This is a genomic window from Ornithinimicrobium sp. F0845 (assembly GCF_023015765.1).
Taxonomy (GTDB): domain Bacteria; phylum Actinomycetota; class Actinomycetes; order Actinomycetales; family Dermatophilaceae; genus Ornithinicoccus.
In genome coordinates this window covers 57,407-78,949 of the sequence record NZ_JALKAL010000016.1, presented here as the reverse complement: position 1 = coordinate 78,949, position 21,543 = coordinate 57,407, and the positions used below count along the sequence as shown (strand labels likewise).

The 21,543-nt window shown below is 69.4% G+C and carries 22 protein-coding genes; 7 read left to right on the top strand and 15 right to left on the bottom strand.

From position 1 onward, the window contains the following. Positions 1–151 precede the first annotated feature (151 nt). Complete coding sequence (trpD, locus tag MWU75_RS17815; RefSeq protein ID WP_247093459.1) at positions 152–1,204, bottom strand: anthranilate phosphoribosyltransferase; 1,053 nt, start codon at positions 1,202–1,204, stop codon at positions 152–154. Continuing rightward, positions 1,201–1,611 carry a hypothetical protein gene (locus MWU75_RS17810; RefSeq protein WP_247093456.1) on the bottom strand — a complete coding sequence of 137 codons (411 nt, stop codon included), beginning with the start codon at positions 1,609–1,611 and terminating at the stop codon, positions 1,201–1,203. The genes trpD and MWU75_RS17810 overlap by 4 nt, the downstream gene beginning before the upstream one ends. Positions 1,612–1,821: 210 nt before the next feature. Between MWU75_RS17810 and MWU75_RS17805 the strand changes: the two genes are divergently transcribed. The 5 genes from MWU75_RS17805 to MWU75_RS17785 all read left to right on the top strand — a co-directional run bounded on the left by MWU75_RS17805 (position 1,822) and on the right by MWU75_RS17785 (position 7,165). Further along, complete coding sequence (locus MWU75_RS17805) at positions 1,822–2,400, top strand: heme-copper oxidase subunit III (RefSeq protein WP_348647805.1); 579 nt, start codon at positions 1,822–1,824, stop codon at positions 2,398–2,400. Between the two features lie 49 nt (positions 2,401–2,449). Further along, positions 2,450–3,262, top strand: a complete 813-nt coding sequence (locus tag MWU75_RS17800) for a c-type cytochrome (RefSeq protein ID WP_247093455.1) — start codon at positions 2,450–2,452, stop codon at positions 3,260–3,262. Between the two features lie 2 nt (positions 3,263–3,264). After that, positions 3,265–4,338: a Rieske 2Fe-2S domain-containing protein gene (locus tag MWU75_RS17795; RefSeq protein WP_247093453.1), complete on the top strand. Its 1,074-nt coding sequence runs from the start codon at positions 3,265–3,267 to the stop codon at positions 4,336–4,338. After that, positions 4,338–6,101 carry a ubiquinol-cytochrome c reductase cytochrome b subunit gene (locus MWU75_RS17790; RefSeq protein ID WP_247093451.1) on the top strand — a complete coding sequence of 588 codons (1,764 nt, stop codon included), beginning with the start codon at positions 4,338–4,340 and terminating at the stop codon, positions 6,099–6,101. Before MWU75_RS17795 ends, MWU75_RS17790 begins: the two co-directional genes overlap by 1 nt. 722 nt (positions 6,102–6,823) lie before the next feature. After that, positions 6,824–7,165, top strand: a complete 342-nt coding sequence (locus MWU75_RS17785; protein WP_247093477.1) for a metallopeptidase family protein — start codon at positions 6,824–6,826, stop codon at positions 7,163–7,165. Positions 7,166–7,364: 199 nt separating this feature from the next. Here the strand turns inward: MWU75_RS17785 and MWU75_RS17780 are convergent, their stop codons facing one another. The 8 genes from MWU75_RS17780 to trpS form a co-directional block, all read right to left on the bottom strand. After that, on the bottom strand, positions 7,365–7,766 hold the full coding sequence (locus MWU75_RS17780) for a cytochrome c oxidase subunit 4 (RefSeq protein WP_247093449.1): 402 nt from the start codon (positions 7,764–7,766) through the stop codon (positions 7,365–7,367). Beyond that, positions 7,763–9,556 (bottom strand): cytochrome c oxidase subunit I, encoded by a 1,794-nt coding sequence (ctaD, locus tag MWU75_RS17775; protein ID WP_247093447.1) that lies wholly within the window; start codon positions 9,554–9,556, stop codon positions 7,763–7,765. The genes MWU75_RS17780 and ctaD overlap by 4 nt, the downstream gene beginning before the upstream one ends. Beyond that, complete coding sequence (coxB, locus tag MWU75_RS17770) at positions 9,556–10,413, bottom strand: cytochrome c oxidase subunit II (RefSeq protein ID WP_247093445.1); 858 nt, start codon at positions 10,411–10,413, stop codon at positions 9,556–9,558. The genes ctaD and coxB overlap by 1 nt, the downstream gene beginning before the upstream one ends. A 155-nt stretch (positions 10,414–10,568) precedes the next feature. Beyond that, complete coding sequence (gene aat, locus MWU75_RS17765) at positions 10,569–11,240, bottom strand: leucyl/phenylalanyl-tRNA--protein transferase (RefSeq protein ID WP_247093443.1); 672 nt, start codon at positions 11,238–11,240, stop codon at positions 10,569–10,571. A gap of 14 nt (positions 11,241–11,254) precedes the next feature. Continuing rightward, positions 11,255–12,229, bottom strand: coding sequence for a carbohydrate kinase family protein (locus tag MWU75_RS17760; protein WP_247093440.1), 975 nt, complete (start codon positions 12,227–12,229; stop codon positions 11,255–11,257). 226 nt (positions 12,230–12,455) lie between these two features. Then, positions 12,456–12,830, bottom strand: a complete 375-nt coding sequence (locus MWU75_RS17755) for an iron-sulfur cluster assembly accessory protein (protein ID WP_247093438.1) — start codon at positions 12,828–12,830, stop codon at positions 12,456–12,458. A gap of 114 nt (positions 12,831–12,944) precedes the next feature. Beyond that, positions 12,945–14,057 carry a glycerate kinase gene (locus MWU75_RS17750; RefSeq protein ID WP_247093436.1) on the bottom strand — a complete coding sequence of 371 codons (1,113 nt, stop codon included), beginning with the start codon at positions 14,055–14,057 and terminating at the stop codon, positions 12,945–12,947. Position 14,058: 1 nt separating this feature from the next. After that, positions 14,059–15,204 (bottom strand): tryptophan--tRNA ligase, encoded by a 1,146-nt coding sequence (trpS, locus tag MWU75_RS17745; RefSeq protein ID WP_247093434.1) that lies wholly within the window; start codon positions 15,202–15,204, stop codon positions 14,059–14,061. Positions 15,205–15,519: 315 nt separating this feature from the next. Between trpS and MWU75_RS17740 the strand changes: the two genes are divergently transcribed. Further along, a complete protein-coding gene (locus tag MWU75_RS17740) occupies positions 15,520–16,206 on the top strand; it encodes a hypothetical protein (RefSeq protein WP_247093432.1) in 687 nt (228 codons plus the stop codon). Positions 16,207–16,306: 100 nt separating this feature from the next. Here the strand turns inward: MWU75_RS17740 and MWU75_RS17735 are convergent, their stop codons facing one another. Genes MWU75_RS17735 through MWU75_RS17720 form a run of 4 tightly spaced genes read right to left on the bottom strand, consistent with a single transcriptional unit; the run spans position 16,307 to position 20,453 of the window. Next, positions 16,307–17,245, bottom strand: a complete 939-nt coding sequence (locus MWU75_RS17735; RefSeq protein ID WP_247093430.1) for a hypothetical protein — start codon at positions 17,243–17,245, stop codon at positions 16,307–16,309. A 52-nt stretch (positions 17,246–17,297) separates the two neighbouring features. Continuing rightward, positions 17,298–18,254 carry a DMT family transporter gene (locus tag MWU75_RS17730; RefSeq protein ID WP_247093428.1) on the bottom strand — a complete coding sequence of 319 codons (957 nt, stop codon included), beginning with the start codon at positions 18,252–18,254 and terminating at the stop codon, positions 17,298–17,300. Further along, positions 18,251–19,162, bottom strand: a complete 912-nt coding sequence (locus tag MWU75_RS17725; RefSeq protein ID WP_247093426.1) for a glutathione S-transferase C-terminal domain-containing protein — start codon at positions 19,160–19,162, stop codon at positions 18,251–18,253. The genes MWU75_RS17730 and MWU75_RS17725 overlap by 4 nt, the downstream gene beginning before the upstream one ends. Then, positions 19,155–20,453 (bottom strand): dipeptidase, encoded by a 1,299-nt coding sequence (locus MWU75_RS17720; RefSeq protein WP_247093475.1) that lies wholly within the window; start codon positions 20,451–20,453, stop codon positions 19,155–19,157. Before MWU75_RS17720 ends, MWU75_RS17725 begins: the two co-directional genes overlap by 8 nt. Positions 20,454–20,630: 177 nt before the next feature. Here MWU75_RS17720 and MWU75_RS17715 point away from each other — a divergent pair, with 177 nt between their 5' ends. Next, positions 20,631–21,215, top strand: coding sequence for a DUF3043 domain-containing protein (locus MWU75_RS17715; protein WP_247093424.1), 585 nt, complete (start codon positions 20,631–20,633; stop codon positions 21,213–21,215). A 29-nt stretch (positions 21,216–21,244) separates the two neighbouring features. On the opposite strand, the gene MWU75_RS17710 is transcribed toward MWU75_RS17715, so the two are convergent. Beyond that, positions 21,245–21,466, bottom strand: coding sequence for a hypothetical protein (locus tag MWU75_RS17710; protein ID WP_247093422.1), 222 nt, complete (start codon positions 21,464–21,466; stop codon positions 21,245–21,247). Positions 21,467–21,543 lie beyond the last annotated feature (77 nt).

The window sequence follows — 21,543 nt, the reverse complement described above, 5'->3', positions numbered from 1 at the left end:
GGCACTTTCACGGGCTGGTCAAGAACCTATCGACAAGCGGTGGGCAGGGCTATACATCCCGAGGATGATCTCTCCCCGCCTTTCGGGCAGACCTGCCGACGGTCGGGCGATCAGGCCCCGGTGACGGCAGCCCAACGGCCGAACAGGACGATCAGGCCCCGGTGGCGGCGGCCCACCGGCCGAGCAGGGCCGTGGCGCTGCCCGAGTCGATCGCCTCGGCGGCCCGGGCGACACCGTCGCTGACCAGCGCCACGAACTCATCCTGGGACGTGGGCTGCTCCGCCTCGGTCGCCACGGCCAGGGCCGTGCCGGCGTTGAGCAGCACCGCGACGCGAGCCGCCCCCTCCTCACCGTCAAACAGGCGGCGGGCGACGTCGGCGTTGTGCTGGGCGTCGGCACCGCGCAGCTCCGAGACGGGGTGGGTGCTCAGACCGACCATCTCGGGCGACAGGCCGAACTGCTGGACCCGGCCGTCACGCACCCACCAGACGCTCGAGCTGCCCGAGGTGGTCAGCTCGTCCAGCCCGTCGTCACCGCGGAAGACCGCGGCATCCTTGCCGCGACCGGCGAACACCCCGGCCACCAACGGAGCCATGCGTGCATCGGCGACTCCCACCGCGGCATACTGCGGCTGGGCGGGGTTGGTCAGCGGACCGAGGAAGTTGAAGGCAGTTGCGATCCCCAGATCCCTGCGCACTTCCGCAGAGTGGCGGAAGGAGGGATGGAAGGTGACCGCGAAGCAGAAGGTGATGCCCACCTCGTGGAAGATGCGGACGACGTCCTCGGGCGTCGCGTCCAGCCGGACGCCGAGGGCCTCGAGCACATCGGCCGAGCCCGACGAGGAGGACGCCGCGCGGTTGCCGTGCTTGACCACGGGCACCCCGGCGCTGGCGGCCACGACCGAGGACATCGTCGAGATGTTCACCGTGTGCGCCCGGTCCCCGCCGGTGCCCACGATGTCCAGGCTCGGACCCTCCACCTCGAACCGGATGGCGTGGGAGAGCATGGTGTCGGCCAGGCCCTGCATCTCCGGGGCAGTCTCGCCCTTGACCCGCAGCGCGGCCAGGAAGGCCGCCAGGCGTGCGGGTGAGGCCTCGCCCTGCATCACCCGGTCCATCACCCACGACGTCTCCGCAGAGCTCAGGTCCCCGCCCGAGCACAGCGTGGTGAGCAGGTCCGGCCAGGTGGTGAGCTCCTCGGTCACGGGCGCACGAGGCCGGCCACGCCCCGCGCCAGGGCGGCCGGGTCGAGCGGGTGCGACACGACGGCGTCCGCCTGCGACCAGGACGCGAGCCATCCGTCGCCGGGACGGCCGATGAGCACCATGATCGGCGGGCAGTCGTACATCTCGTTCTTGATCTGCCGGCACACGCCCAGACCGCCGTAGGGTTGCGCCTCACCGTCGAGGATGATGACGTCGATCTTCTCCTCGTTGAGCGTCATCATGACGCCGTCGGCCGTCGCGCACTCGTGCCAGGACTCCACGGCGACGTGCTCGGCCGGACGGGTCCCCACGCCCAGGCGGACGGCGTCTCGCGTGGCGCGGTCATCGCTGAAGAGCAGGACGGAGATGCCGGTGACGGCGGACTTGGCCTCGGTCGGGACGGTCATGCCACGAATGGTACTCACCCCGCGCAGGGAGGCGCTGGACAGGGCGCCTCGAAAGTCTCTGGCAGTCGGGGCGCGCCAGGACGGAGGGTCACTGTCCCTTCTCCATCCGGGTAGGCAATAATGGCCGGCGTGGCGATGACATCAGCAGCAACAGCGGGTGCACCGGGGCGTCCCCTGGATGCGACCCAGGGACCCGCGACCCGTCCGAGCATGACGATGGTCGGCACCATGGTGTGGCTGGCCAGCGAGATCATGTTCTTCGCGGGCCTGTTCGCGATCTACTTCACGATCCGCGCCGTCTCGACGGAGCTGTGGGACGAGAAGACCGCCCTGCTCAACGTGCCGTTCGCGGCGGTCAACACCACGATCCTGGTCATCTCCTCGGTGTGGTGCCAGATCGGGGTGTTCAAGGCCGAGGAGGGCCGCGTCTCCCGCACCGGCGGCCTGTTCAACCTGTCCGGTTGGGGCATGCGCGAGTGGTTCGTCCTGACCTACCTCTTCGGGGCCGTCTTCGTCGCGGGCCAGGTCTGGGAGTACGCCACGCTCATCACCGAGGGCGTCATGCTCAACTCCGACCCCTACGGCTCGGCCTTCTACATCACCACCGGCTTCCACGGCATCCACGTCGCCGGGGGTCTGATCGCGTTCCTGCTGATCATCGGCCGAAGTTTCACGGCCAAGCGCTACACCCATGCCCAGAAGGTCGGTGCCCACGTCGTGTCCTACTACTGGCACTTCGTCGACGTCGTGTGGGTCGCCCTCTTCTTCACGATCTACATCCTCCGGTGATCAGCATGACTGTCACCGTCCCGACCGACCTACGACCGAGGAGCGCCGCGTGAGCAAGCTCGCCACCTACCGACGCAGCCCGATCGCCCTGATCGTCCTGTTGTTCCTGGGCCTGACGTTCACCGGCACCGCGTATGCCGCGCTGCAGCCCACCGCGCCGGCCGACGCCTACTCCGCCTCCAACGCGAGCGAGGACGTCGATGACGTGGAGGAGGGCCGCAAGCTCTTCCTGGCCAACTGCGCCAGCTGCCACGGCAAGAACGCCGAGGGCAACGGCACCGCCGGTCCCTCGCTGGCGGGCGTCGGTGCAGCCGCCGTCGACTTCCAGGTCGGCACCGGCCGGATGCCGCTCGCGGCCCCCGGCGTGCAGGCACCGGCCAACCCCAACCAGGTCAACTTCTCCCAGCAGGAGATCGACCAGCTCGCGGCCTTCGTCGCCTCCCTCGGGCCGGGGCCCGACGTGCCCGACGAGGAGTACACCGACCTGGAGAACGCCGACATCGCCAATGGCGGCATGATCTTCCGCACCAACTGCGCCATGTGCCACAACTCCTCCGCGCAGGGTGGCGCACTGACCCGCGGCAAGTTCGCCCCGGACCTGATGGGTGTCGAGCCGAGTCACATGTACTCGGCGATGCTGACCGGCCCGCAGTCCATGCCGGTCTTCAACGACGCCACCATCACCCCGCAGGAGAAGGAGAACGTGATCGCGTTCATCGTGAACATCGAGGAGGGCGGCAACTCCTTCGGTGGGCACGACCTCGGCTCGATCGGCCCCGCCGGTGACGCCGTCTTCATCTGGACGATCGGAATCGGCCTGCTGATCGGTGCGGCCGTCTGGCTCGGACGAAAGGCTGCCTGAGCATGAGTGAGGACCAGATCGCGGTGCACGACCCGCACGCCAAGCCCGCGACCTATGTGGAGCCGGAGGCCGCGGACCGGTTCGAGAACCCCGGCCTGCCACCGCACCGCCCGCGCCGCGCCGACGTGGACGACGACGCCGCCAAGCGCGCCGAGCGGCAGGTGACCACGCTCTTCGGCCTGTCGATCCTGGGCACCCTGGGGTTCATCGTCGCCTACTTCCTCGTGGACCCGGAGCTGCGCGCCAGCGTCCTGGTGATCGGCTACGTGAACCTCTACCACGTGATCCTCGGCCTGACCCTGGCCATGTCCTTGCTCGGCATCGGCCTGGGTGCCGTCCACTGGGCCAAGACGATCATGCCGGACACCGAGGTCGTCGAGGAGCGGCACCTGCAGGCCTCCGACGAGGAGGCCCGCAACGAGGCGGCCGGTGTCCTGTCCCAGGGCTACCGCAGCGCTCAGCTGCACCGCCGCCCGATGCTGCTGCTCACGGCCGGCGGGGCCCTGGGCCTGTTCGCGCTCCCGCTGGCCCTGCAGGTGGCCGGCGGACTCGGCCCCCTCCCCGGTGACGCGCTCGAGCACACCGTCTGGCGCAAGGGCATGCGGTTGATGATCGACCCGTCGGGCACCCCCATCACCCCGGAGATGGTCTCGCAGGGGTCGGTGATCCACGTGCTGCCGGAGGGCTTCGTCGGTGAGAGCTCCCATGGTGAGGACGGTCCCTCGGCGCTGGAGATCATGGAGGCCAAGGCCAACTCCTCGGTCCTGCTGGTCCGGCTCAACCCCGAGCAGATCAAGAGCCAGAAGCAGCGCGACTGGGGTGTGGACGGCATCGTGGCCTACTCCAAGATCTGCACCCACGTCGGGTGTCCCGTGGCGCTGTACGAACGCCAGACCCACCACCTGCTCTGCCCGTGCCACCAGTCGACGTTCGACATGACGGACGACTGCAAGGTGATCTTCGGCCCGGCCAAGCGGCCGCTGCCGCAGTTGCCGATCACCGTCGAGGATGGCTATCTCGTGGCGGTTGACGACTTTGCCGAGCCGATCGGCCCGAGTTACTGGGAGCGTGGCTGATGACGACCATTCCGCAGGGCGCCGGCGCGGTCCGGGACCAGTCCGAGGCGGCGACCGAGACGACCGCGGACGCCGCGGACCCCAAGCTGCCGCCCCCCGTCGTCTGGGCGGACGAACGCCTGGGCGTCGCCAAGGGCTTCGGCCTCTTCAAGAAGGTCTTCCCCGACCACTGGTCCTTCCTCCTCGGCGAGATCGCGATGTACTCGCTGATCATCTGCCTGATCACCGGGACCTTCCTCACCTTCTGGTTCGTGCCCAGCATGGGCCACGTGATCTATGACGGCTCCTTCGTGCCGCTCAAGGGTGTCGGGATGAGCGAGGCCTACGCGTCGACCCTGAACATCTCCTTCGACATCAAGGGCGGGCTGCTCATCCGGCAGCTGCACCACTGGGCGGCGCTGCTGTTCATCGTGGGCATCGCGCTGCACGTGGCCCGCGTGTTCTTCACCGGCGCCTTCCGCAAGCCGCGCGAGATCAACTGGGTCATCGGCACGGTCCTGTCCCTGCTGGCCTGCATCGAGGGCTTCGCCGGCTACTCCCTGCCGGACGACCTGCTCTCCGGCACCGGCATCCGGGCGATGAACGGCTTCATGTCCTCCGCACCGGTCATCGGCACCTACCTGACATTCTTCGTCTTCGGCGGCCAGTTCCCCGGTGAGCTGATCATCCCGCGTCTCTACATCGCCCACGTGCTGCTGCTGCCGGCGATCCTGGTCGGGCTGTTCGCGGTGCACATCTTCCTGGTCTTCTGGCACAAGCACACGCAGTACCCCGGGCCGGGCCGCACCAACAACAACGTGGTGGGCTTCCCGCTGCTGCCCGTCTACACCGCCAAGGCCGGGGGCTTCTTCTTCATCGTCTTCGGCGTCACGGCCCTGATCGCCGCCGTGGTCACGATCAACCCGGTGTGGGCCTACGGCCCCTACGACCCGGGCCAGGTCACGGCGGGCTCACAGCCGGACTTCTATATGTGGTTCTCCGACGGAGCGCTACGACTGTTGCCCGGTTGGATGGAGTTCTCGATCTTCGGCGTGACGTTCAGTCCGCAGATCTTCCTCGGGTCGCTGGTCCTGCTGCCGCTCGTCTGGATCATCCTGGGCGCCTACCCGTTCGTCGAGCAGTGGATCACCGGCGACAAGCGGGAGCACCACCTGCTGGACCGCCCCCGCAACGCTCCGGTGCGCACCGCCGTCGGCGCCGCAGCCATCTCGATGTACCTGGTCCTGGCAGTCGCCACGATCAACGACATCATCGCGATCAAGCTGCATCTGTCGATCAACGACATCACGGTGGCACTACGCGTGCTGTTCTTCATCCTGCCGGTCATCGTCTTCATGGTCGTCAAACGGCTCTGCCTGTCGCTGCAGCGCGCCGACCGCGAGCTGGTCCTGCACGGCACGGAGAGCGGCCGCATCATGCGCACTCCGGAGGGCCGCTTCTACGAGGTCCACGAGGAGCTCAACGAGTTCGACCGGTGGCACCTGGTGCAGCACGAGGCGCAGCGTCCGCTGTCCCTCACCGCGGGTCCCGACACCGACGAGTATGGCGTCGAGAGGCCGGTCGGTCCGCTGGAGTCGATGCGCCGCAAGCTCTCGGAGTTCTACTTCAAGGACCGCATCGAGCCCGTCACCCCCTCCGAGCTGGCTGCGGCTCACCACCACGGTGAGGCGGAGGCCCTGCCCGGTGGGCAGGCCCGAGCCATCAAGGAGTCGGTGGAGCGCGCCGACGAGACCGCGGGTCTGCGATCGGACGACCGCACCTGAGGCGGCTCCCCGGCCCCTGAGCGGGCCACCACGCACGGCAGGACGGCCGTGGTGCCCACCGGCACCACGGCCGTCCTCATGCGCCCTGCACCACGAAGCATCCCCGACGAGGCACGCGACCTCCGCGATCACGGAGATGCCGTGCTGTCCACAGACCCGCACCGACGCCAGTCGGACACGTGACCGGCTTCTACCCGGCCGCATCCCGGGGTGGTGGGTAGAAACCGTGCACGTGACCGGCGCCTACCCGGCCGTCTCCTGGCGCGCTGGGTAGAAACCGTGCACGAGACCGGCGCCTACCCGGCCGTCTCCTGGCGCGCTGGGTAGAAACCGTGCACGTGACCGGCGCCTACCCGGCCGTCTCCTGGCGCGCTGGGTAGAAACCGTGCACCTGACCGGCTTCTACCCGGCCGTCTCCCGGCGCGCTGGGTAGAAACCGTGCACGAGACCGGCGCCTACCCGGCCGTCTCCCGGCGCGCTGGGTAGAAACCGTGCACGTGCCCGCTTCTGCCTCGCCCAGGGTCCTGTGGGTCGTTCCCGGCAACCTGCCAGGGGGCGGGTCGGAGGGGGAGTCGACCACTCGGCATACTGGAGGGGTGTATGCCGATGACTCCCTGAGCCGTCCCGACTCCCCCGGTCCCCAGGACCCGGTGGACCAGCACGACCTCACCGACGGGCACCGGCACGCGGAGGAGGCCGACCTCCCGGACGAACCGGTGGAGATGAGCCGTGAGGAGTTCGAGAACGCCGTCGGGGACGCCCTGGACGAGGTGCCGCCCCAGCTCATGGCGCTGCTGGACAACGTGGTCTTCTTTGTGGAGGACGAACCGCCGGCCGACGACCCCGAGCTCCTCGGTGTCTACGACGGGATCCCGCTCACCGAGCGTGACGAGTTCTGGGGCGGGCAGATGCCAGACCGCATCACGATCTTCCGCGGCCCCACCCTACGCATGTGTGAGGACCGCGGCGAGGTGATCGAGGAGATCGCCATCACCGTCGTGCACGAGATCGCCCACCACTTCGGAATCGACGACGAGAAGCTGCACGCCCTCGGCTGGGGCTGACCCCGGTTGACGTAGCGCCACGCCCAGTACCGGAGCACCGCAGCACAACCCGACGCTCCTCTGTTCGTCAAGCGGCGGTGAGCCAGGTGCGGTGGCGGGTGGCGAGGTCGTAGTCGAGGTGGTCGAGATGGGGTAGGAACGGCAACGGCCGGCGTCTCCCGCAGGAGACGCCGGCCGTGCAGTATGTCGTGGGGCCGGATCAGACGGCGTACTCACCGCGGAAGTACTCGAAGACCCACCCGACCACGGAGATGGCCAGGAACGGTGCGGCGATGATCGTGAGCCACCAGCCGATGGCGACACCGAGGAAGAACAGCGCTCCGGAGGCGCCGACGGCCAGGGGCCACCAGGAGTGCGGGCTGAAGTGGCCGTAGGGGCCGGCCTGGTCCGAGATCTCGCCCTCTGGGTCGTCGTCGGGCCGGGCGTCGAGCTTGCGGCCGGTCTTCCCGAGATACCACGCCAGCATCGCGCACATGATCGCCGTGAGGGTCAGGGCGACGACGCCGACCATCTCCTCGAAGTCGACGAAGTAGGTGTAGATCGCGGCCGCGATGACGAAGAAGGCGACCAGGTAGTAGAAGAGCTTGGTCTCGACCCTCATCGCGCGTCTCCGTCCGACTCTCCGTGGCCCTTGGTCCCGCCGGTCTCTGTGCCCTTCTGGCCCGCCGGATCAGTGTCCGGTCCACCCAGCAGCGTCTCCAGGACGCCCTTGTCGGGCTCGGGCGACTCCATGGTGGCCACGTTGGCGTGGTGCAGGTCGAAGGCCGGGCGCTCGGAGCGGATCCGCGGGATCCAGTTGAAGTTGTGGCGCGGCGGCGGGCACGAGGTGGCCCACTCCAGCGAGGCACCCCAGCCCCACGGGTCGTCCACAGTGACCTTCTCGGTCTTGAAGCTCTTCCACACGGCATACAGGAAGGGCAGCATCGAGGCGCCGAGGAGGAACGCCGAGATCGTGGACACCTGGTTCATCCAGGTGAACCCGTCCTCCGGCATGTAGTCCGGATAGCGACGCGGCATACCCATCGCACCCAGCCAGTGCTGGATGAGGAAGGTGCCGTGGAAGCCGAGGAACAGCATCCAGAAGTGGAGCTTGCCCAAGCCCTCGCTCAGCATGTGGCCGGTCAGCTTGGGCCACCAGAAGTAGAACCCGGCGAACATCGCGAACACCACGGTGCCGAACACCACGTAGTGGAAGTGCGCCACGACGAAGTAGGAGTCGGTGACGTGGAAGTCGAGGACCGGGCTGGCCAGGATGACACCCGTCAGACCACCGAACAGGAAGGTCACCAGGAAGCCGAGGGACCACAGCATCGGTGTCTCGAAGGTGAGGTGCCCGCCCCACATGGTGCCGACCCAGTTGAAGAACTTCACGCCCGTGGGCACCGCGATGAGCATCGTCATGATCGCGAAGAACTCCAGCAGCACCGCCCCGGTGGCGTACATGTGGTGGGCCCACACGCTCACCGACAGGGCCGCGATGGCGACCGTCGCGAAGATCAGGGTCTTGTAGCCGAAGATCGGCTTGCGGCTGAACACGGGCAGGATCTCGGAGATGATGCCGAAGAACGGCAGCGCGATGATGTAGACCTCGGGGTGGCCGAAGAACCAGAACAGGTGCTGCCACAGCATGGCGCCGCCGTGCTCCGGGTCGTAGATGTGGGCGCCGACGATACGGTCGGCCGCCATGCCGAACATCGCGGCCGCCAGCACGGGGAAGACCATGAGGATCAGGATGGAGGTCACCAGGACGGTCCACGTGAAGATCGGCATCCGGAACATGGTCATGCCCGGCGCGCGCATGCAGACGATCGTGGTGATGAAGTTGACGGCGCCGAGGATGGTGCCGAACCCGGCCAGGGCCAGACCCATCACCCACAGGTCGCCGCCGAGCCCCGGGCTGTGCGCGGCACCGGCCAGCGGCTGGTAGGCGAACCAGCCGAACGACGCGGCACCACCGGGGGTGATGAACCCGCCGACCGCGATCAGGCCACCGAACAGGAACAGCCAGTAGGCGAACATGTTGAGCCGCGGGAACGCGACGTCCGGGGCCCCGATCTGCAGCGGCATCAGCGCGTTGGCAAACCCGGCGAAGAGGGGTGTGGCGAACAGCAGCAGCATGATCGTGCCGTGCATCGTGAACATCTGGTTGAACTGCTCGGGGTTGTCCACGACCGTCAGGCCGGGTGCCCACAGCTCGGCGCGGATGATCAGCGCGAGCAGGCCGCCGAACATGAAGAACGCCACGGAGGTGATGAAGTAGAGATTGCCGATCACCTTGTGGTCAGTCGTGGTGATCCAGCTGACGATGAGTTTGCCCAGACTCTTCTCGGGCCTGCCGGGCTCGTGTGCCGGGACGATCTCGTCAGACGGCCGCGTCGTGGTGATGGCCATCAGTTCTCCTCCCCTTCCAGGGTGGCGTTGTACTGCTCGAGCAGGGCCGGCGGCAGCAGGGCCGGCTGGCCCTCGTGGAGCCCGTAGAGGTTGTACTCGTTGCCGATCAGGCCGTCACCACCGGAGGCCTTGAGGTCCTCGATGAACGCGTCGTACTCCTCCTGGGAGACGACCGTGACCTGGAACAGCATCTGGGAGTGGTAGGCGCCGCAGAGCTCGGCGCACTTGCCCTGGAAGGTGCCCTCCTCGGTCGTCACCACCTGGAAGGTGTTGACCCGGCCGGGGACCATGTCCAGCTTGGTGATGAACTGCGGCACCCAGAAGGAGTGGATGACATCGCGGGAGGTCAGCACGAACTCGATGCGGCTGTCGACCGGCAGCACCAGGGTGGGCAGCGTCTCAGGCAGCCCCTCCTCACCCTTGCTGAGGTCCAGCGCCTGCTCGCCGACGATGTGCGCCTCGGCCTCGACGTAGTTGAAGTCCCAGGACCACTTCTTGCCGATCGCGTTGACGGTGACGTCGGCCGGCTGGGAGGTGTCGAGCATCTCGTGCTGCAGCTCAACGGTCTTGCCGAAGAGCACGGAGACCATGAGCACCGGCACGATCGTGTAGAGGATCTCCAGCGGCACGTTGTAGCGGATCTGCTCCGGCAGGCCCTTCTCGTCCTTCTTGCGGCGGTAGGCCACGATGCACCAGAGGATCAGGCCCCAGACGAGCACGCCGATGGCCAGCGCGGCGATCCAGGTCCAGTTCCAGAACGAGATGATCCTGGGACCCAACTCGGTCACCGGCTCGGGGAGGTAGCCGCGCTGGAGCTCCGCGCCACAGCCGCTCAGGACCAGGACGAGGGCAGCCATCACTCCGAGGCCGCCGACCCTGTTTCTGCGGCGACGGGCTGGGGCAGTCTGCCGTTGCAATGCGCACCTCACTATCGAGCCATGGTTTTCCACGCCTGAGCCTACCCCCTCACACCCGGCGCGTCAGGGGAGGGTGGCACCGGATGTTGCGCGTCTCAGGCCGTGTCGAAGGCCGGGGGCAACGGAAGCCGCAGGGCCGCCTCCACCAGCTGGAGGTATGCCGTGCGGCTCACCTCGCGCACGCCCAGCGTGGCCAGGTGGTCGGTCCGCCACTGGACGTCGATCAGGGCGTCCGTCGGCGACACCAGGGACACCAGATGCACCAGGGCCGCCTTCGAGGCGTCCGTGGCCCGGTGGAACATCGACTCCCCCGCGAACAGGCCGCCGACGGCCACGCCGTAGAGGCCACCCACCAGCTCCCCGTCCTGCCAGGTCTCGACCGAGTGGGCCCACCCGAGCCGGTGCAGCTCGCCATAGGCACGGGCGATCGTCGGGGTGATCCAGCGTCCCTTCCGTCCCGGCGCGGCGCAGGCCTCGACGACCTGGTCGAAGGCGGTGTCGACGCGGAACTCGAAGGTCGCGCTGGAACGGCGCAGGGAACGACTCACCCGCAGGTCCCGGGGGAACAGCACGCCCCGCGGGTCCGGTGACCACCACCCCATCACTCCCCCGCCCCGAGACCCCAGGCCCATCGGGAAGATCCCGGAGCGGTAGGCGGCGAGCAGCGTGCCCGGCTCGAGGTCGGCACCGATCCCGATCAGGTCCTCCCCCGGCTGAGCCAGCCCCAGATCAAGGTGCCACGGGGTGGGAGGCGGCTCGATCGGCATACTGCAGGCGGCCGTCAGGCCAGGTGAGCGGCGACCTCGGCCCCGGCCTCCGCGCCGTAGGCCTCGGTGAACCGGTCGAGGAAGTCCGCGGTCGCGAACGTGTACTCCTGGGTGCCGACCGTCTCCAGGACGTAGCTGGCCAGGGTGGACCCCAGCTGGGCACAGCGCTCCTGCGGCAGCTCCCACGCCAGGCCGGCCAGGAATCCGGCGCGGAAGGCGTCCCCCACGCCGGTCGGGTCGACCCGGTCGACGTCCGTCGCGATCGGCACGTGCACGGGCTCCTCGCCCCGCCGCAGGATGGTCGCCCCATCCCTACCACGGGTGACCACCCGGGTGCCGACCCGGTCCAGGATCTCCTCGGCGGACCACCCGGTCTTCTGCTCGGTCATCGCGGCTTCGTACTCGTTGGTGAACAGGTAGGTCGCGCCGTCGACGAGCTGACGGATCGACGCCCCGTCCATGAAGGCCAGCTGCTGGCTGGGGTCGGCCGCGAACGGGATGCGGCGGGTGCGGCACTCGGCGGAGTGGCGCAGCATCGCCTCCGGGTCGTCCGGGCTGACCATGACCAGGTCGACGCCGCCGACCGCGGCCACGATGGGGCCGAGCTCGATCTGCCGCGCCTCGCTCATGGCGCCGGCGTAGAAGGAGGCGATCTGGGCCATGTCCTGGTCGGTCGTGCAGACGAAGCGGGCCGTGTGCCGCACCTCGGAGACGTGGATGTGCTCGCAGTTGACGCCGTGCCGCTCCAGCCAGGAGCGGTAGGACGCGAAGTCCTCCCCGACCGCGCCCACGAGGATCGGCCGGTGCCCCAGGCGGGCCATGCCGAAGCTGATGTTGGCCCCGATGCCGCCGCGCCGGAACTGCAGGTCGTCCACGAGGAAGGACACCGAGATCTTGGCGAGCTGATCTGGCACCAGGGACTCGGCGAACCGCCCCTGGTAGGTCATCAGGTGGTCGGTCGCGATGGATCCACAGACAGCGATTCTCACCCAGGCAACCTACCCCGTCCTTGAAGAGCCGAACTCGGCGCGGCGGTGGGGCCGCGCGTCAGGCTCGGCGCGGGCAGTCGCCTTGTGTCCTGCACTCCCAGGCCTCTAACCCCGGCAGTGCAGGACATAGCGGCCCCCGATGGGCGCCCCGGAACCTGGACCCTCGAACGCGACGCGGCCGGCCTCCCGATGGGAGACCGGCCGCGTGCGGCGACGATGGTGCGACTCAGCCGAAGGAGTCGCCGCAGGCGCAGGAGCTGCCCGCGTTGGGGTTGTCGATCGTGAAGCCCTGCTTCTCAATGGTGTCGGCGAAGTCGATGCTCGCGCCGTCCAGGTAGGGGGCGCTCATTCGGTCCACGACCACCTGGACGCCGTCGAAGTCGGCCGTCAGGTCGCCGTCGAGGGTGCGCTCGTCGAAGTAGAGCTGGTAGATCAGGCCGGAGCAGCCGCCGGGCTGCACGCCGATGCGCAGACGAAGGTCGTCACGGCCCTCCTGCTCCAGGAGTGACTTGACCTTGCCGGCTGCGACGGCCGTCAGGACGACGCCGTGTTCCGCCGTGGTCGCGGTGGTGGTCTCGGTCTCGGTGTCCTGAACGCTCATGGTGTCCGTCCTGTCCTCTCGGAAACTGCTTGACGGGCGCAACACCGCCTCCCGCGGGGTTGTTCCCTGCCTCCCAGGGTACGACCGATCGGTGAAAGAACAACCACCGGGCGCTCAGTGTTGCGGTGACCAGGTCCGCGCGACCCGCTCGGCCAGGTCCGCGAGGTCCTCACCGTCGCGCGGCTCGTAGGCGCCGGAGATCCCCAACGACATCCCCTCGCGCCGGCCGACGAGGACCTGCTCGGCCAGCACGATGCTGGGAGAACCGACCTCCAGCGCGGCCCGGGCGACCTCGGCGATCACCCCGTCGTGGACGGTGTGCCAGTCGTATGCCGTGCCGCCAGTCACCACGAGCGTCCCGGGCAGCACGTCCCCCAGTCCGATCTCCTCGATCACGAAGGTGGCACCGACCACCGGTTGTGCACCGAGCAGCAGCGCGGCGTAGCCCACTCCCCCGCCGACGCCGGCGCCGTCGGTGCGCTCCGGGCGGAGTGCCTTGCCGGTCAGCAGGTCCTTGCGGGGAGGCAGGATCCGGTTGACCCGCTCGGTGAGCAGCCCCAGCTGCTCCTCGAGCCGCTGGGTCACCGGCGGCGGCACGCCGTGCTCGGTCCCGAGCGCCGCGCTCGCGCCGTGGAAGCCGGTCAGCGGCAGCCCGGTCGCGTGCGCCAGCACGAGCGTGGTGTCGCGCAGCCGGTCGCGGACGGCCGGAAGGTCGGTCAGGTCTTCGCCCGCACCGAGGGCCTGCAGCATCCCCGTGCCGCCGTCGTGGCTGGCCAGGTCGCCGCAGCCGACCACGATGCGGGTCGCCCCGGCGTCCAGGGCGGCCGCGATCAGTTCGCCGATCCCGCGGCTCGTCAGCCGCAGCATGGCGCCGACCCGGTCGGCGGCCTCGCCGGGGTCGGCCAGGGGTCCGGCCACCCCGTCCAGCACCTCCTCCGCAAGGTGCCGCCCGGCGGCCTGCCCGGCCTCGACATACGCCGTCCCGTCGTGGAGCAGCAGCTGGGCGGGCACCTCCTCACCGGTCGGACCGGTCACCACCACCGGGGTCGGCTGGGCGTCGAGTGCGTGCGCGAGCACCTCGATGAACCCGGACCCACCGTCGGAGACCGGCGCCACGACGACCTGGTGCCCCGGCGCGTGGCGTCGCCAACCCTCCGCCAGGGAGACCGCAGCGGCCAGCGGGCCGGGCGCGCCGGCATACTGCCCGGTGGCGAGGAGGACCCGCACCTCAGTAGGTCATCTGCATCGCCGTGCGCACCTCGTCCAGGGTGGCGTTGGCGATCTCGTTGGCCCGCGCGTTGCCCCTGGCCAGGATCTGCTCAAGGTAGGCCGGGTCGGAGCTGAGCTCGGCGCGGCGCGCGCGGATCGGGGCGAAGTGCTCGTTGATCGCCTCGGTTACGACCTTCTTGAGCGTGCCGCCCCCACCGTCGCCGATCTCGGCCGCGATCTCGTGCGGGTCGCGGTCGGAGGCCAGCGCCGCCAGCAGCACCAGGTTGGAGACCTCGGGCCGGTTGGCGGGGTCGTAGGTGATGTTGCGGTCCGCGTCGGTGACGGCCTTCTTGAGCACCTTGGCGGTGGTGTCGGCGTCCATCCCCAGCTCGATGGTGTTGCCCTTGGACTTGGACATCTTGGTGCCGTCGGTGCCCAGCAGGTTGGTCGCCTCGGACAGCAGCGGCTCGGGCGCCGGGAACACCGGCGTGCTCGCGTCGGCGCGGCCGTAGCGCTCGTCGAAGCGGCGGGCGATGACCCGGGCCTGCTCCAGGTGCGGCACCTGGTCCTTGCCGACGGGCACCAGGTTGGCCTTGCAGAACAGGATGTCGGCGGCCTGGTGCACCGGGTAGGTGAGCAGCAGCCCCGACATCGGCCGGCCGCCCGTCGCCTCGAACTCGGCCTTGACCGTCGGGTTGCGGCGCAGCTCGGAGTCGGTGACCAGGGACAGGAACGGCAGCATCAGCTGGTTGAGCGCCGGCACGCTGGAGTGGGTGAAGATCGTCGTCTTCTCCGGGTCCAGGCCAGCGGCGAGGTAGTCGGCCAGGAGCGAGTAGACGCGCTCGCGGATCGGCCCGACGCCGTCCCGGTCTGCGATCACCTGGTAGTCGGCGATCAGGATGAAGGTCTCCACCCCGCGCTGCTGGAGCAGGACGCGGTTGCGCAGCGTGCCGAAGTAGTGGCCGAGGTGCAGGTTGCCGGTCGGGCGGTCACCGGTGAGGACGCGGAATTTGCCCGGGTCCTGGTCGATCTCCCGCTCGATCTCCTGGCTGCGGGCGATCGTGCGGGCCAGCGAGGCGTCGGTCGTCGAGGCGGCGAGGGCGTCACCGACGCCGTCGTCCTCGGCACTCGGTTCGTATGCCGTGGGGTCGGTCTGGGTGGTCATCGTTGCCTTTCCGCCGCCCGGGAGGTCGCCCGGACACAGGTCAAGGCCGCCCATCGGACGGCCTTGGTGTGTTGGAGGGTGCGCTGTCAGGGCCGTCGCGTGGACGGCCACCAGGTGGTGCGCACGGTCATGGGGTGGAGTCTAGCCGGTTCTCGGGGCTGGGCCTGACGCGTGCTTTCTACCAACGAGTATGGCATCGTGTGACCAACGACACGGGGACACGAACTTGACCCGTTCTTGACCAACCTCCCAGATTGAGTAGTCTGGCCCTTGGGAATGCGACCGCGCCTGCACTCAGTCCGAGGGGACCAACCGATGACCAGCACCGACAGCACCAATAGCGAGCGCCTGCGGCCGGCGCGCCGCACCATCGTGAAGGGCGCCGCCTGGGCCGTGCCAGCGATCGCAATCGCTGCCCCGGCGCGAGCAATCGGGGCATCCGTACCTGTGGTGCCGCCGACGTTTACGCCCGGATCGGCCTGCAAGTTCCCCGGCGGCAGTTGTGACACGTGGAAGCACGCCTACCGGGCGCAGTTCTGCATGACCAACAACACCGAGGCAGCGATCCTGGTTAACATCACAGAGATTCGCGTCAACGGCCAGGCCAAGCCGGGTATCCCGGCGCAGGTCAGCGTTCCCGCGACTGGTGCCCCCTTCTGCTTCTACACGCTTGCGAACGACACCGGCAGCAGTGCAAATGGGAAACTCGAGTTCGACTACAACTACACGTACATCGATGAGAACGACCAGGTAGTCCCGGTGTCCGGGACCGCCGGTACGGGCCAGCAGAACGACCTCCCTCCCTGCCCGGACTGTGACTCCGGTGGCCTCCCCGGCCCCGAGATGCAGAAGTTGAGCACGTCTGTCGAGGAGCCGGCCGCAACGACCACCGTTGAGGAGCCCGCCGCGAAGACCACGGTCGACGCCCCGGCCACCGACACCACGGTCGAGGAGCCGGCAACCGCCGACACCGAGGAGACCACCGCCAGCCCCCAGGGCTGACCGGCACCACTGGTTCACGAAAGGGCACTTCCCTCGGGAAGCGCCCTTTCGTATGTCCGGTGTGCGATGCGGCGAGCAATTGCCCGCATCCTCATCGGCGTCACCCCAGCGGCTGCAGGGCGCCGGTGATCACCACCTGCTCAGGCGTCAGCCACGGCGACACGATCTCCTGGATCCGCTGGACGGTCGCCCGGTCGGCGAGCACGACGCCCACCTCCAGGAGTCCGCTCGTCCCGCCGCTCCCACTGCTCAGCAGACGCACCTCCCCGTGCTGGGCCGACAGCGCCTCCTGCGCCGACTGGATGTCGTGCTGCGTCGGCAGGTCACGTTGCACCACGCAGAGCGGCCCCTGATAGACCTCGCGCAGCGCCGTCCGCGCCTCGCCCGGATCGCCGCTGACCACGACCTTCACCAGTGGCCCGCCGTCGGTGACCCAGGACGTCACATAGCCGTCCAGGCTCTGCAGCCGCTCCATCAGCGCCTGCTCCTGCGCGAACCCGTCGGGACCCTCCGTGCGCGCCGCCTGGTCCACGTCCGGCACGTCTGCGGTCGGGTCGTCACACAGCTGCGGGAAGGTCACGTCGTCAACCGTGGGCATCGTGAAACCCTCGGGCGGGTCCGCGCTCACCGGCCGGGTCAGCGTGATCGTGCCCTCGAACGACTCCCCCGCTGTGTAGTGCCCCACGGCGTAATAGCTCTCGTCCGTCCACGTCACGCCGCTCGCCGTGCGCGCCTCCACCTGGTCCCAGGAGAAGTCGCCCTCCAGGACCGGGCCGCCGCACTGCGGCGGCAACGACGCAGCCACTCCCCCGATGCAGATCTCCACCTCGCCCTCCGGCTCGGACTGCATGAGTATGCCGTGCGCCACCAGTTCTCCGTCCGGATCGACGACCTGGCTCGAGGAGGCCGGCTCCGACCCGGCGGCGTCGTCTGGCGATGCCGCGGTCGAGGAGCCATCACCGCTCGGATCGGTCTGCGTGCCGCAGGACGCCAGCGCCAGGGCCACCGCGCCGACGACCACCACGGGGAACCATCTCATCGTGCACCTCACTGTGTCGTGGGCCGGCCGGGTGCCGACGCACCCGTGCGTGTCAGACGCGCGGCGAGGGCTCCGGGTTCCGGTACAGGTCGGCCTCCACCACGCCGGTCCGGGCGGCGCGGGCCTCGTGGAGGGCCAGCCCGGTCACCGCGGCCACCACGATCAGGACGCCCAGCCACCGGCTCCAGGTCAGCGTCGTGTCCATCAGCGTGACGCCGACCAGCACCGAGGTCACCGGGAACATCAGCTCAGCCAGCGTCGCCCGCGAGGCCGCAGTGCGCCGCAGCCCGATGTAGTAGAGCCCCAGGGCCAGAGCGCCGGGGATCAGCGCCAGCAGCACGAGCTGGGGTACCCGGTCCATGGGCATGGTCCAACCGGCATCCGAGACCGCCACGATCACGGCGGCCGCAGGCAGACCGAAGCCGAAGCGCAGCGCCAGGGTGTCCCGCGGCCCGAGGTGCCCGTCCACGAGCCGTCCGAGCACGGTCCCGGCACCCCACAGGGTGGCTGCACCGATGGCCAACAGCGCTGCCGTGGCATCACCCACGCGGACCGAGAACGGTTCTGGGAAGGTCATCAGCCACGCGCCCGCGAGCGCCGGCACGGCGAACCACCAGAACCGCGGCCGCAGCCGCTCCCCCAGGATCACGGCGGCAAGCAAGATCGCGATGAGCGGCTGCAGCTTCTGCAGGATCTGAGGGGTGATCGGGTCACCCAGCCGGAAGGCCGCGGTGAACAGCGTCGTCGCCAGCGCCGACGAGCCCGCGCCGATGACCACGGCACCGACCCGCACCCGCGGTGGCGCCTCGGACCAGCGCCTCAACGCTGGCACCAGCCAGGGCAGGAGCAGCAGGACGAGCACGAGGTGCTCGTACATCACGATCGTCGCCGCGTCCAGGACCTGCGCGAGGGGCTCGCGCAGCAGCGCTGAGGTGCCCCAGAAGCACGCCGCGAGGGCGACGACCCAGGTCAGGTCACGCTGACTCGAGGCAGACCGGGTGGCGGTCACCGCACCTCCCACCCGGACAGATCCGGCCCTTTCGGCACGATGCCGGTCGGGTTGATGTCGGTGTGCACCCCGTAGTAGTGCGACTTGATGTGCTCGAAGTTGACGGTGGACCCGAAGTCGTGGTCGTGCCACAACCGTCGCGCATAGGCCCAGAGGGCCGGCATCTCGGTCAGCTTGTTGCGGTTGCACTTGAAGTGGCCGTGGTAGGCCGCGTCGAAGCGCACCAGGGTCGGCCACAGTCGGATGTCGGCCAGGGTCAGCTGGTCCCCGACCAGGTAGTCCGCGTCGCTCAGCCGCTCCTCCAGCCAGTCCAGCCGGGCAAAGAGCTGGTCATAGGCCCGGTCGTAGGACTCCTGCCTCCCCGCGAACCCGCAGCGATAGACGCCGTTGTTGACGTCCTCGTAGACCAGGCCCGAGACCTCCTCGATCTCCTCGCGCAACGCGTCCGGCCACAGGTCCGGGGCGTCCGGACGCTGGAACTCGGTCCACTCGGTGACCAGGTCGCGCACGATCTGGTCGAAGTCGTTGGTGACCACCTGCCCCGTGGTCGTGTCGACAATCGCGGGCACCGTGACGCCGGGCTTGTAGCCGTCCGGGCGTGCCTCATAGGCATCCTTGAGCCGCGGGATCCCCAGCACCGGGTCCACTCCCCCGGCGTCGAGGTCGAAGGTCCAGCTGTCGGAGTCGTGGGTCGGCCCGCAGACCCCCATCGACAGCACGTCCTCCAGGCCCAGCAGCTGGCGGGTCAGGATCGTGCGGTGCGCCCACGGGCAGGCCCGGCTCACGACCAGGCGGTAGCGCCCCGGCTCCACCGCGAAGCCGTCACGCCCGTCGGCGGTGATCCGCGTCGGGATGTAGCGCGTGTCCCGCTCGTAGGAGTCCTCGACATAGGTGCCCTTGTCAGCCATGACCCAACCTTTCCAGAAGCAGTGCCTCGGCGAGACAGACGCGTTCGAACTCAGCCAGGTGCAGGCTCTCGTTGGCGGCATGCGCCCGGGTGTCCGGGTCCTCGACGCCGGTCACCAGGATCGCGGCCTCGGGGAACCTCTCGGCGAAGGAGGCGACGAACGGGATGGAGCCGCCCACGCCGATGTCGACCGGCTCCGTGCCGTCCCAGGCGTCGCGGAAGGCGCTGCGGGCGGCGTCGTAGACGGGTCCCTGCGCGTCGGCCGCGAAGCCGGGCCCCTCGTCATCGAGGGTGATGGTGACCTGGCAGCCCCAGGGCGCGTTGTCCTCGAGGTGCTTCTTCAACAGCTCGTATGCCGTGCTCGGCACCTCGGCGGGGTGGATGCGCATGGACAGCTTGGCGCGGCCGACCGGTGTGAGCAGGTTGGCGGCCTTGGCGACGCTGGGGGCGTCGATGCCGATCACGGTCATCGACGGCCTCGTCCACATCCGGGACAGGAACGAGCCGGAGCCGATCGGCTGCACACCCTCGGCGAGGCCGGACTCGGCGCGCAGCACCTCCTCGGGGTAGTCCAGGTCCGCGGCCTCGGAGGTCTTCAGCCCGGCGACGGCCACGTTGCCCTCGTCGTCGTGCAGCGTCGCCAGCAGCCGGGCGAGCGCGGTCAGGCCGTCGGGCACGGCCCCGCCGAACATGCCGGAGTGCACACCGTGGTCGAGCGCCTTGACCTCGACCACCACCCGGACCAGTCCGCGCAGCGTGGTCGTCAGCGCCGGGACCCCGATCTTCCAGTTCTGGCTGTCGGCCAGCACGATCGCGTCCGCCTTCAGGCTGTCGCCGTGCCTGGCCAGGATCTCCGGCAACGACTCGGAGGCGATCTCCTCCTCGCCCTCGACGAAGACCGTCACACCGACCGGCGGGCGGCCACCGTGGGCACGCAGCGCCGCGACGTGGGCCAGGACCCCGGCCTTGTCGTCGGCGACCCCGCGGGCGTAGAGCCGTCCGGCGACCTCGGTCGGCTCGAACATCGGGGTGTCCCAGTCGGCCTCGTCACCGGGGGGCTGCACGTCGTGGTGGGCGTAGAGCAGCACCGTCGGCGCCCCTTCCGGGCCGGGCAGGTGCCCGATGACGGCCGGGCGGCCACCCTCGCGCACGATCCGCACGTCCATCCCCTCGGCCGCCAGCAGGTCCGCCACGGCGCGGGCCGAGTCCTCGACGTGCTTCTGGTCGAAGGAGTCCAGGGACACCGACGGGATCCGGGTCAGCGCCTCCAGGTCGGCGCGCACCCCCGGCATCAGCTCGCGCACCCGCGTCGCCAGCTCGGCGGTGCGCTCGTTGGCACCGGCCGGGGAGCTCGGGTCCTGCAACGTCGCGTCCTCGGACGTCGTGTCCTGGGAGGTCGGGTTTGGGGAGGTGGGGTTCTGGGAAGTCACGTGGCCGACGATAGCCGCCACACGACATACAGTGGAGGGGTGTTCCGCAAGAAGACCGCCGCCGAGCCAGAGCCGACCCCGATGATCCAGGAGCGGCCCGGCGCAAAGAACCGTCCCACCCCCAAGCGCAAGGACCAGGAGGCCGCCAACCGGCGACCGCTGGTCGGCAACTCCAAGGCGGCCTCAGCCGACGTGAAGGCCCGGCAGCGGGCCGAGCGCGAGGCGGCCCGCCAGGGCATGCTGCGCGGCGAGGAGAAGTACCTCGCGCCGCGCGACCGGGGGCCGGTCAAGCGGATGCTGCGGGACATCGTCGACACCCGGTGGAACATCGGCGAGTTCCTGCTGCCCCTGATGCTCGTGGTGCTCGCGGTGATGCTCCTGGGTGGGCAGGACCCGCGCGCGCAGATCCTGATCCTGCCCATGGTCTACGGCGTGATGCTCATCGGCATCCTCGACGCGTGGTTCCTGACCCGCCGCGCCAAGCGCCGGGTCGAGGAGGAGTTCGGCACCGACGCACCCCGCGGCACCGGGTGGTATGTCGCGCTTCGGTCGATGCAGATGCGGATGTCCCGCGTGCCGCGCCCGCAGATCAAGCGCGGCGAGCCCGTCGTGCGCCGCCGCTGAGCTCCTCGACTCAGCTCACTGCTGGGCGCTCACCCCGGGTCGGCGGGGCTCAGGCTCATCGGGCCGTAGACCTCCTGGTCGCCGTTGAGCAGCGTCACCGACTTCACGCCCGCGTCGGCGAGCATGTGCCACTCGTCGGACAGCCAGGCCTCCGCGTCGGCCTGCGTCGGGAAGGCCGTGCCGGCCAGTCCGAGGTCGGGGATCGCCGCCCCGGTGTCGTCGCAGTATCGCCAGGTGAACACATCACTCATGCCCTTACCCTACGCAAAGTCGGTGGGGTGCCCTAGGGTCGACCCACAGGCCGGTCCAGCAGGGGCCGCCGCACGAA